13 protein-coding genes are annotated in these 14,721 nt (G+C 43.9%); 6 read left to right on the forward strand and 7 right to left on the reverse strand.

Annotation, left to right across the window (positions count from 1 at the left end):
- Positions 1 to 3: 3 nt before the first annotated feature.
- Genes ACWYU8_RS00175 through ACWYU8_RS00185 form a run of 3 tightly spaced genes read left to right on the forward strand, consistent with a single transcriptional unit; the run spans position 4 to position 3,321 of the window.
- Positions 4 to 984, forward strand: coding sequence for an HlyD family secretion protein (locus ACWYU8_RS00175; RefSeq protein ID WP_457516091.1), 981 nt, complete (start codon positions 4 to 6; stop codon positions 982 to 984).
- Between the two features lie 22 nt (positions 985 to 1,006).
- Entirely contained in the window at positions 1,007 to 2,173 is a 1,167-nt protein-coding gene (locus tag ACWYU8_RS00180; RefSeq protein WP_457516092.1) for an ABC transporter permease, read from the forward strand.
- On the forward strand, positions 2,170 to 3,321 hold the full coding sequence (locus ACWYU8_RS00185; RefSeq protein WP_457516094.1) for an ABC transporter permease: 1,152 nt from the start codon (positions 2,170 to 2,172) through the stop codon (positions 3,319 to 3,321). Before ACWYU8_RS00180 ends, ACWYU8_RS00185 begins: the two co-directional genes overlap by 4 nt.
- A 43-nt stretch (positions 3,322 to 3,364) precedes the next feature.
- Here the strand turns inward: ACWYU8_RS00185 and ACWYU8_RS00190 are convergent, their stop codons facing one another.
- The 6 genes from ACWYU8_RS00190 to ectA all read right to left on the reverse strand — a co-directional run bounded on the left by ACWYU8_RS00190 (position 3,365) and on the right by ectA (position 9,027).
- Positions 3,365 to 4,297, reverse strand: coding sequence for a DMT family transporter (locus ACWYU8_RS00190; RefSeq protein ID WP_457516096.1), 933 nt, complete (start codon positions 4,295 to 4,297; stop codon positions 3,365 to 3,367).
- Positions 4,298 to 4,399: 102 nt separating this feature from the next.
- The gene (locus ACWYU8_RS00195) at positions 4,400 to 5,113 is read right to left on the reverse strand and encodes a helix-turn-helix domain-containing protein (RefSeq protein ID WP_457516097.1); all 714 of its coding nucleotides are present in this window, start codon (positions 5,111 to 5,113) and stop codon (positions 4,400 to 4,402) included.
- Positions 5,114 to 5,278: 165 nt separating this feature from the next.
- Entirely contained in the window at positions 5,279 to 6,703 is a 1,425-nt protein-coding gene (locus tag ACWYU8_RS00200; RefSeq protein ID WP_457516099.1) for an aspartate kinase, read from the reverse strand.
- Between the two features lie 88 nt (positions 6,704 to 6,791).
- On the reverse strand, positions 6,792 to 7,178 hold the full coding sequence (locus ACWYU8_RS00205) for an ectoine synthase (protein WP_457516100.1): 387 nt from the start codon (positions 7,176 to 7,178) through the stop codon (positions 6,792 to 6,794).
- A 15-nt stretch (positions 7,179 to 7,193) separates the two neighbouring features.
- Positions 7,194 to 8,459, reverse strand: coding sequence for a diaminobutyrate--2-oxoglutarate transaminase (gene ectB / locus ACWYU8_RS00210; protein WP_457516102.1), 1,266 nt, complete (start codon positions 8,457 to 8,459; stop codon positions 7,194 to 7,196).
- A 34-nt stretch (positions 8,460 to 8,493) separates the two neighbouring features.
- Positions 8,494 to 9,027 carry a diaminobutyrate acetyltransferase gene (ectA, locus tag ACWYU8_RS00215; protein ID WP_457516104.1) on the reverse strand — a complete coding sequence of 178 codons (534 nt, stop codon included), beginning with the start codon at positions 9,025 to 9,027 and terminating at the stop codon, positions 8,494 to 8,496.
- A 505-nt stretch (positions 9,028 to 9,532) separates the two neighbouring features.
- Between ectA and proV the strand changes: the two genes are divergently transcribed.
- The 3 genes from proV to proX are packed head-to-tail and all read left to right on the forward strand — an operon-like array spanning position 9,533 to position 12,804.
- Complete coding sequence (proV, locus tag ACWYU8_RS00220; RefSeq protein ID WP_457516106.1) at positions 9,533 to 10,720, forward strand: glycine betaine/L-proline ABC transporter ATP-binding protein ProV; 1,188 nt, start codon at positions 9,533 to 9,535, stop codon at positions 10,718 to 10,720.
- A 4-nt stretch (positions 10,721 to 10,724) separates the two neighbouring features.
- Positions 10,725 to 11,804 carry a glycine betaine/L-proline ABC transporter permease ProW gene (proW, locus tag ACWYU8_RS00225; protein WP_457516108.1) on the forward strand — a complete coding sequence of 360 codons (1,080 nt, stop codon included), beginning with the start codon at positions 10,725 to 10,727 and terminating at the stop codon, positions 11,802 to 11,804.
- The gene (gene proX, locus ACWYU8_RS00230) at positions 11,797 to 12,804 is read left to right on the forward strand and encodes a glycine betaine/L-proline ABC transporter substrate-binding protein ProX (protein ID WP_457516109.1); all 1,008 of its coding nucleotides are present in this window, start codon (positions 11,797 to 11,799) and stop codon (positions 12,802 to 12,804) included. Before proW ends, proX begins: the two co-directional genes overlap by 8 nt.
- Positions 12,805 to 13,311: 507 nt before the next feature.
- Here the strand turns inward: proX and ACWYU8_RS00235 are convergent.
- The gene (locus ACWYU8_RS00235) at positions 13,312 to 14,631 is read right to left on the reverse strand and encodes a DUF1254 domain-containing protein (RefSeq protein WP_457516111.1); all 1,320 of its coding nucleotides are present in this window, start codon (positions 14,629 to 14,631) and stop codon (positions 13,312 to 13,314) included.
- Positions 14,632 to 14,721 lie beyond the last annotated feature (90 nt).

The raw sequence follows: 14,721 nt of genomic DNA on the forward strand, positions 1-14,721 counted from the left end.
GTCATGGCTGCAAAATCATTGAAACCCGTTTTACTATCACTTTGCGCTTTGGGTGTTGCTTCTTGGGTTGGTTACCAGTTTTATCAAGCCTATCAGCCAGAGCCTATCCGCCTTCAAGGTTTGATCGAAGCACAGCAGTATAGCATTTCGTCAAAAGTACCTGGTCGCATTGATGAAGTAATGGTGCGTAAAGGTGATGAGATTGAAAAAGGTCAGCTCATTTTCACGCTTCACAGCCCAGAGATCGAAGCCAAATTAGAGCAAGCTAAGGCCGGTGAAAAAGCCGCAGATGCACTCGCACAAGAAGCCGAAAAAGGTGCGCGTGAACAACAGATCCAAGCGTCAAAAGATCAGTGGTTAAAAGCTAAAGCTGCAGCAGATTTAATGCAAAAAACCTTTAACCGGGTTAACAACCTTTACAAAGATGGTGTTGTCGCGGAGCAAAAGCGAGATGAGGCATTAACGCAATGGCAAGCTGCAAAATACACGGAAAGTGCGGCTTACCAAATGTATGAAATGGCGAAGGAAGGCGCGCGTAGCGAAACCAAAGTGGCTGCGGCTGAAAAAGCACGCATGGCCTCTGGCGCTGTAGCAGAGGTAGAAGCCTACGCAAAAGATACGCAAATCCATAGTTGGTTTAACGGTGAAGTTTCTCAGGTACTGCTGCAAAGTGGTGAACTGGCACCGCAAGGCTTTCCTGTCGTCACTGTCATTGATACGCAAGATGCATGGGCAACACTTAATGTCCGGGAAGATCTTCTTAAGCACTTCACTAAAGGCACCACATTCAATGCCTACTTACCTGCTTTGGATAAAAAGGTTGAGTTTAAAGTCATGCACGTTGCTGTAATGGGTGACTTCGCAACATGGCGCTCGACAGACGCAGCGAAAGGGTTTGATCTGCGCACATTTGAAGTTGAAGCACGACCAACGCGACCAGAGCCGGAACTTCGCATGGGCATGAGTGTTGTGGTTGAACTCTGAGTACACCTAATTGGTTAAAGTTATGACGATTCAGATTTCACAGCGGCATATATTACGGCGCGATAAGTGGTTGTTATCTTGCCTCACTTGGGTGCCCATTTTGCTTGCTGTCACTATTTGGGGTGTATTCTCTGCTGGCATTGCTCGCGACCTGCCTATTGGTGTCGTGGACTTACAGCACTCTCATCTTTCACGTAAGTTGATTCAGTCTCTGGACGCCTCTTCGACTTCGTCAGTGGATTACTATTACACAAATGTCACCGAGGCAAAAAATGCCATGATTGACGGTGAGATTTATGCGTATGCGGTGATTCCTGTAAAATTTGATCAGGATATCCTTCAGCACCGTCAACCGCAGCTATCTGTATTTTTCAACAGCCAATATATTCTGGTCGCGAAGTTGATTAATTCTGCCGTTGCACAAGCTCAAGGCTATTTTGATGCGCAGTTGCAAGTCATGGGTAATCTTGCCAAGGGCGATACAACTGCACTAGCGGCTGTCGGTCAAGCGGTACCCGTTTCAACACAGATAACCGCACTGTTTAACCGCAATACGAACTACGCTCAGTTTCTGGTTACTGCCATCGTGCCTGCTATCTGGCAGATATGTATCGTGGTGAGCACCATTTTGATTCTCGCTGCGCACTTTCGTATTTATGGCTGCAAAAATGGATTTGAGTTTTTAGGCGAAAAACCTTACTTACGAGTCGCCTCCATTTTATGCAAGTATATACCTGTGTTTATGACGCAGGGTGCAATATTTCTCTACTGGTTTTACGTTCTGTTAGATTGGCCAATGGAAGGCAGCGTACTTGTTATCTTAATCGCTCAATGGCTCACTATCATCGCTTGCATTATCATGGGTGCACTGTTTTTCTTCTTGTCTATGGATCCAGCTCGTGCGATGAGTTTCGCCGGAGCGTTTACCGCGCCTAGTTTTGCTTTTATGGGGATAACTTTTCCTGTAACAGACATGAGCACACTCGCTACGACCTGGCGTTCACTATTACCTGTCAGCCACTATATTGAAGTACAAGTCGCCCAAGCGAGTTATGGTACAGCAGCTATTCAATCGATAAGTTCGTTATGGACAATGATTGGTTACGTCCTACCTTTGCTCCTTACTGCAGCGCTGATTCGCAAACACCGTATCACTGCGTTCCATCATCAAAACAGGGAGACCTCATGACACTCTGGCAACTGATTAAAGCGGAGATTCGCACTGTTTTTACGAACCCTGTCGTAACGCTAACCGTCTTCGGTGGTGTGGTATTTTATTCATTCCTGTACCCACTACCCTATAGCCAGCAAACGCCAAGAGAGCAGCCGATTGCAATCGTCAATCTGGATGGCAGCCAAACCAGTCTGACATTAGAGCGTATGGTCGACGCCACACCGCAAGTAAAAATTGTTTCCAGACTGCATACCATTGAAGAGGCAAAACAGTCGTTTTTGAACCACGATATCACTGGTTTTTTAGTGATTCCTGAGCACTTCTATAAAGATCTGATGTTAGGTAAAAGCCCTACGTTAGCCTATGCTGCCGACGCGTCTTATTTTTTGGTTTATGGCACCGTCGTAGAAGGATTGGCGCAAGCGGGTGGAACGTTAGGCGCACAAGTAAAAGTCAGTAAGTTGTTGATAGAAGGCGTACCTCTTAGTATGGCGAGTCACAATTACTCAGCCTTAAAGCTCAACATGAAACCGACCTTTAACCCAACGATGGGTTATATCGAATACGTGGTACCCGCCGTCTTTGTGCTCATTTTGCAGCAAACATTGATCATGGCTGTAGGCTTACAAACGGGGACACAACGCCATGGTCGGGGTTATTGGTCAAAAGTTTCGACCTCTTCATTGCTAATCGTCCGAACACTGGTTTTCGTCGCGATATATTACCTGCTTAGCGCATATTATTTTGGGGCAAGCTTTGAACGTTTGAGTGTCAATCACATTGCTCAATCGGCTGAGCTTCTCACATTACTCTTGCCATTTCTCTTGAGCTGTTGTGGCTTGGGTTTCTGGCTTGGTTATCTTCTGCCGAGAAGAGAACTGGTCACGTTAGTCGTACTGTTAAGTTCGATGCCACTTATCTTCCTTGCTGGATTCATTTGGCCAGTAGAATCTATTCCGGCCCCACTACTTTGGATTGCTGATTTAAGCCCGAGTACGTGGGCAATCAAAGGCTTTCTAGCTTTAAACCAGATGGGAGCAACGTGGCAACAAATTGCGAAGTACTGGACGGCACTTTGGTTGCTAACTGCGTTGTGGGGAGCTGTTGCGTATTGGATGGCAAAACGTCATGCAAAACCTGTCGTAACAGAACGTCTGGCCTGATTTTAGATCGCTGATTCAACAACATCATCGAGAACAAGGGGCATTAATTTGCCCCTTTTGCTTTATCGTTGTTCGTATTCACCGTTTGCAGAATCAAACACACGCCGATCAAACCAATCCCTAGCCATCCTAAAGCTGGAATTCGTTCTCCGACTATCCAAACCGCCAACACTGCTGCTACTACGGGCTCGAATAAAGTGAGCAATGTAGCACTGCTCACCTCAACATGCCGTAACCCGTATCCAAAAGCGAGATAAGCGATGCACATCGGAACCACGGCCATATAAACCGCCACCATCGAGTTAGTTGCACCAGCAAACAAGTTGTCACCCGTAAACCATAAGCTGGGAAGCAATAACAATGCGCCACCAGCAAATATACTGCCTAACGCTGCCTGAGATTTCACACCAGCATCAATCATAGACTTCGCTACCCATGAATAAGAGGCATAAGACAAGCCAGCTAGCAGTCCCAGCATGATGCCAAGTAAATAGCTGGAGTCACTGGCAGATGTTGAGTTGCTTCCTCTCTCTAAGACCAAAAGTACGATGCCAACAACTCCTAAAGCGAAACTAATCCACCACTGTGTGTTTACTCTCATACCTTTGCCGAAAAGACGCTCAATAAAAACGGTAAAAAATGGGGCACTGGCGATAGAAATGACCGTACCGATAGCCACACCTGACAACTTCATAGAGGTGTAAAACGCAAGTGGATAGGCAGCTAAAGCAACACTACTTACCATTAACGGCAGTTTAAACACCCAAATTTGAGACGCACTGTTTGTAATAGCCTTCAGAGAAAGTAGTGCCTGAATAACGCCTCCAATGCCCATTGCGAATGCACCTATCGCAAGGGGACTTACTTGCTCAGAAAAACTCGCAGCAGTTCCCGTAGTGCCCCATAGAATAGAGGCAAATAAGATTGAAAACGCCCCACTCTGATACTGACTGACCGATTTGATTGCAATAGACATAACTTAAGCACTTCTCTTTATGACGACTTTATAAAGAAGCATTTTATTGGAAATCAAAATAGTAACTTTGCTAAAAGGACGCAATAATTGCTTAGTTAGACTTTATTGCCGAGCAAACTCGCGTGGTGATAATCCAAAGTGAAGTGAGAAACGACGGCTGAATGCAGAAACATCACTATAGCCAACCCGTTCTGCGATCAACTGAACAGGTAAATCAGTATGAGTTAAAAGCGCTTTGGCCTTTTCCATCCTTAACTCCGTAATGTACTGCAATGTACTGATACCAACACTTTCTTTAAATCGCTTTTTAAACTGGGTGGGACTTAAACAAGCGATCTTAGAAAGCTCAGCAATGGATAACGGCGTTTCTAAATTTTCAGAGATAAAGGTCTGTACCGCGCGCATACGCGGATCAACTGGTGCCACCTGAGTTTGCTGTTCAAGCAGCATCATAAAGACACTTAATATTGAACTCTCAAGACCACTATCCACTTGATGCTCTAACTGCTTCTCTATGAAGTGAAGATAACTGAGTAAAGGTGGTGTAACTGAAAACGAAGTTAAATCTGCATCTGTAAAGTGACTAGGTAAATTGCATAAATCCGCGACAATAAATCTTGCTACTTCGTCCGCTTTGAATCCATGTTTCGTCCCTGCAGGAATGACAGCACATTCTCCAACGGTGACCTTACCGACAAAATGAGGCATTTCAATAGAGATATTGCCTTGAATTGGCAGTACCAGTTGATGGTAGTCATCGTGAATGTGACTCTGCAGTCTCTTTGTATAAGCACGAATGCTAAGGCTATTTTTCATGTCACACGAACGCGAGATTCAAAGTAATTGCGCTAGTATAGCGACTCTTTTTATTAAGAGAAAAGTTAGGTATCGATTTAATTTGAAGTCTTTACATAAAAACAAAGGAGCCAATAAGAAGGCTCCTCTTGTAACCGATCTATTGCGAATAGCGAAAATTAAATGCTAAGCAACATCGACTATTGCGTCAGAGTTTTCTAATGGCTCAAAAAATTCGTCGTGCAGAGCACAAATTGCTCGTTGATACTCTGTATCGCTTACAACAAATTGAACATTAACATTGCGCAATGATGAGTGAAGAGCAACCGGAGTCACCCCACTGTTCATTAAAGACACTACGCCTTTCGCCAAGGTTTTATTGGTGTCAATCTGAGAACCAATGGCTGAAATCAACGCTACCATACGACCTTTAATCGACGCATGCGGATAACGCTTTTCTGCCTTATACAGAACTTGATTCAAGCTGTCTGCATTACCACCCAGGTAGTAAGTAATAGAGTTGGCGTTCATCTCTTTACCAACCAATGTCACGTGGGCATCAGATATGATTTCCATCAACTCGTAACTCACGTTGTCTACTTTGCCAACCATGGCTTGATCAAACAGGTGTAACGCAAATACTTTCTGCTTGCCTGCGATGATCTCTACTTTATCTCCGTCTGGACGATAATCAGACGAAATTGAAGTACCTTCATGTTCCGGTTCAAACGTGTTCTTAATCTGCAGTTCGATGCCACTTTCACGTAGTCCTGCCGCTGCATTAGGGTGGATTGCTTCCATTCCTAAGTTCGCCAGCTGATCAGCTACATCGTAGTTGGTGCTGCCAATTGGCAATACTTTTTCCGGCCCTACAACACGCGGGTCTGCGGAGCTTAGGTGGTATTCTTTGTGGATGATCGCAAGGCTGGCTTTTGTGATCGATGCAACTCGACTGAACGTCATCTCACTGTAGCCGCGGTCATAGGTATGCATAAGCCCTTCTTTGCAATACGCATAACCAGTAACAATAGGTAATTCTTTAGAGACGTCTATATTGGCAAAAGCATCACCAATGGATTCATCTAAACTTTTCGGCTCTTTTGTGTCCCAACCGGACAAGTCGACAAACTTAGCGTTAATACCCATGTTTTTCAGTTTCAATGCGGTGTTATACGCACTGTGTGCCTCGCCAATTGAAGACAGAAACTCGCGAATTTGAGGTAGGTAGTGACGCAGTGAAAACTGACCGTATTGGCAAGTTTCGAGAATATTAGCGATACAGTTTTTCGCTTCTGAGATACGGGATCGAATAAACTTGTCTGCTCGCATGCGATTCATCGGATCAGCGAAAATATTTTCATTGGTCAGTAGCATACGGTTTTCTACGTATGCCAGTGCTTCTTCCCATTGATCATCGCGTTTGGCGAGCAGTTGGTATACACCCGCTTTACTGGTTTTTTTACATTCTAATAGCGCATCGGTCATACCACCGTAAGCCGATACAACGAAAATGCGATTGTACGGTGTCTTGGGACGAAGAATAATGTTGTCGAGAACAGCATCAAACGCTGTCATTGAAGTACCGCCGATTTTTTCTACGGTAAAAGTCATGATAAGCCTTTCTTGATTGGTAATTTTAAAAGAAGAAAGAAGACAAAATTGAAATGTGAGGTGGAAACCACCTCACAGTAACTTTTTATTAGTCAACAAGAGGGTACACGCCGTTTTCATCGTGTACTTCAGCACCTGTGATAGGTGGATTGAATACGCACGCCATTACCATTTCTTTATTTTTATATGCTCTCAGGTAGTGCTCGTCGTTTTTGTCCAGAATGTACAATGTTCCTGGTTTAATCGGGTAAGTTTCACCACCAACGACTTCGATTTCACCCTCTCCGCTCATACAAAAAACAGATTCCAAGTGATTTTGATAGTGGATATGCGTTTCCGTGCCTTCGTAAATAGTCGTGATATGGAAAGAAAAGCCCATCTTGTCATCTTTCAACAACATACGGACACTTTCCCAAGTATCTGCTACGACACGTCGCTCACTATTGCGACACTCTTCGAGTGTTCTAACGATCATTATTAATTTCCCTTATTAAGATGCTTGTTTGAAGTGCTTTGCAGCGATGGTTTCTACTGCATTTTCAAAAATGTTCAGTCCCTGCTCTAACTCTGACTCACTGATAGTCAGTGGACAGAAAAACTTAACCACTTCATCGTCTGGGCCAGCAGTCTCGATGATCATGCCGTTATCGAAACACACTTTTGTGATTTCAGAAGAGAGCTCGCCGTTAATACACTCGATTCCGATCATCATGCCGCGACCTTTTTTCTGCACGAACATCTGCGGGAATCGACGTACACAGCGGTCAATGACTTCGCTGACGTTTTCTGAACATTGTTTAATGTGCGTTTGAAAATCATCAGTGGCCCAATAGATTTCCAGCGCTTTAGTGGCTGTAATGAAGGCATGGTTGTTACCGCGGAACGTACCGTTATGTTCACCCGGCTTCCATTGGTCAAACTCAGGTTTAAGTAGTACAACCGCCATCGGCAAGCCGTAGCCGCCAATAGATTTAGATAAAGTGACGATATCTGGCTGAATGCCTGCAGGCTCAAAGCTAAAGAACGTACCCGTACGTCCACAACCCGCCTGAATGTCATCAACAATCATAAGAATATCATTGGCTTTACAAATTTTGCTCAAACGCTGTAACCATTGGTTTGAAGCGACATTCAAGCCACCTTCACCCTGCACGGTTTCCAGCAATACAGCGGCAGGTTTGTCCATACCAGCTGAATTGTCGTTGAGCATCGTTTCAAACAGAGCCAAGCCATCAACGCCTGCGTAACCTTCAAACGGAAGACGCGTGACATTGTGTAAGCTCGAACCATTGCCCTGCCTGTGATGTTGATTACCTGTTGCAGCCAATGCACCAGCTGTACAACCGTGGAAGCCATTAGTGAAAGCAACTACGCTGCTTCGGCCCGTTACTTTTTTAGCGAGTTTCAACGCGGCTTCTACTGCGTTGGTACCAGTCGGTCCGGTGAACTGAACTTTGTAGTCCAGCTTTCTTGGTTTAAGAATGTAGTGATCCAGTGCTTGAAGAAATGCAGCTTTCGCTTCTGAATGCATATCCAGGCCATGAGTAATGCCGTCCATTTCAATGTATTCAAGTAACGCTTGCTTAAGTACTGGGTTATTGTGGCCGTAATTTAGAGATCCCGCTCCAGCAAGAAAGTCTAAGTAACGTCCACCTTGTTCTGTTTCCAGCCAGCAGCCTTTCGCTTTGCGAAATACGACTGGAAAATTGTTTGAATATGAGCGTACATTGGATTCCTGCTTTTTGAAAATATCCATGATGAGACCGTTTTAAATTCCTATTTTTAGGGGATTATTTTAGGGGGATACGATACAAATACTCTGTATCGTGCTTGCCTTTAAAATGAGCTTTTTCGTCCAAAAATGTGCTTACCTGGCCAGAATTGCCGTTCATCGCATCTAACTTTTTGAACAGCGCCCATGAGGCTTTGTTGTCTTCTGTGATGGTAGTTTCTACCAAGTTGACGTTAGTCAGATCCTCTCTTAAAAGAAGTTCCTTCAGCATGCGTAACGCCAGACCATTACCTCTGAAACGAGGTGAGACTGCAACTTGCCAAACAAATAGCACGTCCTGCTCTTCAGGTTTCTGATAACCCGAGATGAAACCAGCAATTTCGCCGTTGTACTCAACCAAAATACTGGTCTTACTGAAATGTGTTGATTGTAAGAAGTTGCAATAAGAAGAGTTCATATCTAGTGGAGGACAGTCTGCGATTAAGCTGTAAATGTCGTCTCCATCAGAAATTTTAGGTTCACGAAAAATCCATTTTTTTCTTGTTCCCTCTTCAATTTCAGGATAGAGGACCCAAGGTGCTGACGTGATCATGTGAAAATACATATCCTTTGATGTCTAAATAAAATTCCTTTTTATTATGCGCATCCATCGCCACCAAAAATCAAATTATTAGCCAAAATAACCATATAAATGTGACCAATATCACATTAATTACAACTTCAATAACACAAATAAATAGTTTGATGTCTAAATTATTGCAAATTATTTTCATTCATTGAGCAAAAATCACACTCTTCGAAGTCTAATCATTAACTATCGTTAAAAAGTTCTAAATGATACGAAGCTTCATCTACGCCAGCCAAATAAAAGCGTAATACAATCTTAAAAATTTAACTTCACGTTACTTTTAATCTCATCAATTACTACAAACAAACTATATCTTATTGTTTTTATTAGTTTAAATAATAAAAACCCCTATCTGGCACACGCCTTCAACATCGATGGCTATAGCCCGTAGGCATGATCTCGTTCATTGAACTTTCCCTGAATTTTAATTAGAGTACGAAATATTAGGCACATAACAAGGACGATTAACATGGATCCCATACTAGAAGTAAAGGGACTTTATAAAGTGTTTGGAGAAGAGCCGGAACGTGCTTTCTCACTCATCAACAAAGGTGTCAATAAAGACGACATTTTTGAACAAACCGGGTTAACTGTCGGGGTAAACGACGTTTCTCTCTCAATTAATGAAGGCGAAATCTTCGTCATAATGGGGCTTTCAGGATCAGGTAAATCGACTCTTGTTCGACTCCTCAATCGACTCATTGAGCCAACTAAGGGGAGTGTCTTCCTCAAAGGCAAAGACATTGCTCAAATCTCTGAAGATGAACTAAGAGAAGTTCGTCGTAATAATATCTCGATGGTTTTCCAAAGTTTCGCACTTATGCCGCATATGACGGTGGTTGAAAATGCGGCTTTTGGCCTTGAACTTGCTGGTGTCAGCGCCGAAAAAAGACGAGTCAGCGCCCTTTCTGCACTAGAGCGAGTAGGATTAGATACCTATGCAGAGTCCTTCCCCGACGAACTGTCAGGAGGTATGAAACAGCGTGTTGGCTTAGCAAGAGCTCTCGCTTGTGACCCTGATATTCTGTTGATGGATGAAGCTTTTTCAGCACTTGACCCGTTAATTAGAACTGAAATGCAGGACGAGCTAATTCGACTGCAAAATGACGACAAACGAACCATCGTTTTCATTTCTCACGATCTAGACGAAGCGATGCGCATCGGTGACCGAATTGCAATTATGCAAAACGGTGAAGTCGTCCAAGTAGGTACGCCAGATGAAATCCTCCACAACCCTGCCAATGATTATGTTGAAGCCTTCTTCCGAGGCGTAAACATAGCAAGTGTTTTGACGGTTAAAGATATCGCTCGCAAAAAACCAGCTGCGGTATTTAAAAAATCAGACAATGACGGTCCGGGTTCAGCACTTCAGATTCTGATAGAACAAGACCGTGAATACGGCATCGTTATAGATAGGTCCAGCCATTATTCCGGTATTGTTTCGATCGATTCATTACGTTTAGCTCACAAAGAGAATCGCTCCTTGGCGAGTGCGCAATTGCGAGGCGAAATTACACTTCAACCAAATCAGTCAATTAATGACATTTTGGGTGTGGTTGCTGATGCACCATACGCCGTACCCGTAGTCGATGATAACGGTACTTACTTTGGTGTCGTGACCAAATCGCGTCTTTTGCAAACACTGGATAAGGAGTAAGACGATGTCATCAGAACCAGCAAATAATGATCCATGGACACAACCCTCTCCTACTCAGGATGATCCCTGGTCGCAGGGTTCAGACGCAGCAGCCAATAGTGACTGGCTAAGTTCAGAGCCTATTGAACATGCTCCTTTCGATATCATGAATCCGTTTCAGGAAGCTGTACTTCCCCTCGATGATTGGGTAGAAACCGGTCTAAACTGGCTGGTGGATCACGGCCGTCCTGTTTTTCAGGCTATACGTATTCCAATCGACTTTATTCTGACATCCTTTGAAACCACACTGGTCTCAACGCCAGCGCCGATCATGGTGCTGATTCTATTTCTACTCGCATGGCAGTTTTCTAACTTTAAGCTCGGCTTATCGACACTTGTCTCTCTCGTATTTATCGGGCTAATCGGAGCTTGGTCAGAAGCGATGACAACACTGGCTCTGGTCCTAACATCGGTATTTTTCTGCTTGCTGATAGGTCTACCGATGGGGATATGGCTGGCGCGAAGTAATACTGCCGCAAAATTTGTCAGGCCAATCTTAGATGCAATGCAAACCACGCCAGCGTTTGTTTATCTGGTTCCCATCGTGATGTTGTTTGGTATCGGAAACGTTCCGGGCGTTGTGGTTACTATCATTTTTGCGTTGCCGCCAGTAGTTCGCTTGACCATTTTAGGTATTCAACAAGTGCCGGAAGAACTGATCGAAGCGGGTCATTCATTTGGTGCAAGTAAAAAGCAAATGCTTTATCTCATTCAATTACCTTTGGCACTCCCAACGATTATGGCGGGTGTAAACCAAACCCTGATGCTTTCGCTCTCTATGGTGGTGATAGCTTCCATGATTGCCGTTGGTGGCTTGGGCCAAATGGTATTGCGTGGTATCGGTCGACTCGATATGGGATTAGCGGCCGTTGGTGGTTTGGGTATCGTCATTCTCGCGATTCTTCTAGACCGCATCACTCAGGTATTGGGTGTAAATGCAGGCAATACCAAGCTTCGCTGGTATCACAAGGGACCTGTTTCATACCTATTAAAACTGAAAACGAACCAAGACGACCAAAAACTTAGGAGAAAAACGAATGAATAGTTCATGGAAGACAACGCTTTCTGTTGGGGCACTCAGTACCCTTGCTTTTTCTACGTACGGCATTGCAGCTGATTTACCCGGTGAAGGCGTGACCGTTCAACCAGTACAGTCAACTGTTGCAGAAGAGACGTTTCAAACATTGATTGTGAATCGTGCTTTGGAAGAGCTTGGCTATGATGTCAAACCAACCAAAGAAGTGGACTATAACGTTGGCTACACTTCGATTGCTAAAGGTGATGCAACGTTCTTAGCCGTAGGTTGGTTCCCTCTTCACGCAGACAAATACACCATGTCTGGCGGTGACGACAAGTTCTACCGTGAAGGACAGTATGTCAGTGGCGCAGCGCAAGGTTACTTGATCGACAAAAAAACCGCGGAGAAATATGGCATTACAAATATTGGCCAATTGAAAGATCCAAAACTAGCGAAGTTGTTTGATGCTAATGGTGACGGCAAAGCAGATCTAACAGGTTGTAACCCTGGATGGGGCTGTGAAATGGTCGTTGAGCACCAGCTTGATGCCTTTAAACTTCGTGACACCGTCACTCACAACCAAGGTAACTATGCCGCAATTATCGCAGACACCATTTCCCGCTACAAGAAAGGCGACCCGATTCTTTACTACACTTGGACTCCATACTGGGTAAGTGGTGTATTAGTTCCGGGTAAAGATGTCGTTTGGTTAGAAGTGCCATTCTCTTCACTGCCTGGCGAACGAAAAGACATCGACACGGCACTTCCGAATGGTAAAAACTACGGTTTCGAGATGAACTCAATGAGCATCGTCGCCAACAAAGAGTTTACCCAGAATAACCCAGCAGCAGCCAAATTGTTCGAAATCATGAAGCTCAACATCAATGATGTAAGTGCACAAAATATGATGATGAGCCAGGGTAAGAACAGTACAGAAGACATCGAATCTCACGTCAACGGCTGGATTAAAGCACACCAAGAAATGTTCGATGGTTGGGTGGAAGAAGCGAAAAAGGCAGCCATGTAATACCGCGTAAAACTCGCTATTTTTCAGTAACACCTCAAGAAGCATACATAGCTAAGAGCCAATTGCGTGACGCAGTATAGAGTAAAAACTACGTTTTCTTCCGGGTTAGTGACAGCCCTTTTGTAGTTTTACTTCTGGTGCAATATGAAAGCGTACATACTATGTATTATGGTGTGTACGCTTTTTTATCCCCCCCGAAGACTTAGCAAGGCGATGGTCTCACTGCGTGAAACCATCACCCAGCCACAAAAGTATTTATGGGAGTGATGGTCAAGTAAAACAATCAGCTAATCCTGAAGCTCACACCGTACGTTAGGCGTTTAGACCACAGGCGTTTAGACCACCCTCTTGACAAATTTCTGGACATTTTCGAGTTACGCTCTCCCCTAAGCAAAGCAATAATGGATTCCTTTTTGTATCGCAAAGTCTTCGCTAAATTTCTAATTTTCAATAGATATAATAATAAAGCGCCCAAACTGGGCGCTTTGTTCGATAAGTCGTTGCGAGTTACTTACTAACTTTTAACGTAGGAAATGCATATCCACCCTGCTGTATTTCTTTGCTCGGTCCATACATCCGCAAGATAATGTAAGCATCTTTTTCTGGAATTGGCAGCCAATTGGTATCACTTTCTTTCCCAGTCGAACTTAGCTCAATCTTATACATGCCGTCCGCATCGGGTTTAAGAGTGCGGTCGCCGCGGCTGTGACGGTTAATCTCGTTGTGAGCCATCAGACGGTTATCAGACCCATATACAGTGAACGACCAGAACTGGCTCACATCAGGAGCTTTGAAGTGCATAACATATTTTTTGCCATTGGAGCCATTGATGCTTTTACCGTCTTCCCCTGTCTCTGCTTTTAAGTAAACAGATTCATCAGGCGGCAATCCCCACTGTCCCAAGTATGTACCTTCAGCAAACAAATCGCGTTCACCATCTCCCAACTGCTCTCTAGTACCAAGCAATTTACCTGCATTAGTCATTTTCGGAGCGAGTTCTTGAAGGTGTTTCATCCCTAACTCTTTACCCACTTTGGCTGCAGCTAACTGTTCATTGGTAAAGTCTTCTTTGCAAGGTTCTAAACCAATGTCTTTGTATTGCTCGAGCCATTTCTTATCAGCAATACCCATGTCACCGTCACATAGAACGTAATTAACTCGTTGTAACCAGTTCGTTTCGTCATATTTCGGATAGGTTCTGACTTTTTCTTTAGGTCCAGAAACACCAAGGTACGCCGATAACGTTCTAATGTTCCAATCATCCATATAATTTAGGGCAACTTTTTCATCCTCTTTGCCCACTGCCATGATTCGCCCCATCAACTTAATGATATTTGAATCGACATAAATAACTTCATCAACACTTGCAGGCACATCCCCTGTCCATGAGCGGGCTGCAAACATAAAGCTGCCACCTTTATTCCCTCTTAAACGAGAGCCAATCATAGATGTTGTGTAGTGGCCCATATCCATCGTGTGTAGAATCCAATAGCGACCTTCATCCATATCAGGAACACTTACCACAACTGGCTCTGCGGCTACATCTAACCACCCCATTAAATGTAAAGTGTCATTGTTTATGGTTACATGGGCAGTGTATGAGTCGTCAGCAATATGACGAATATTCTGAAAACGATTTAGCGGTGTATCGGTTTCGACAGCAGTTTCGTAGAAAAATTTGTAAGCTTCATCGATAGAATAAGCATAAATAAAAGCGTCTTGAGCTAGCTTATCGGGGATAGGCTTAGCAAAAGCGAGCTGAGTAGCAAAAGGGCTTAACATCGCTGAAGCGACTAGCAACGAGACAAGTGGTTTTTTACCAATCATTTTCTTCTCCGAGAATATGAACAATGCACCTAATCAACCTATTGAATATAGTTAAAAATTAGAGCCTATAAACTAATTGTTGCTATATTA

It is taken from the genome of Vibrio limimangrovi, assembly GCF_054064025.1.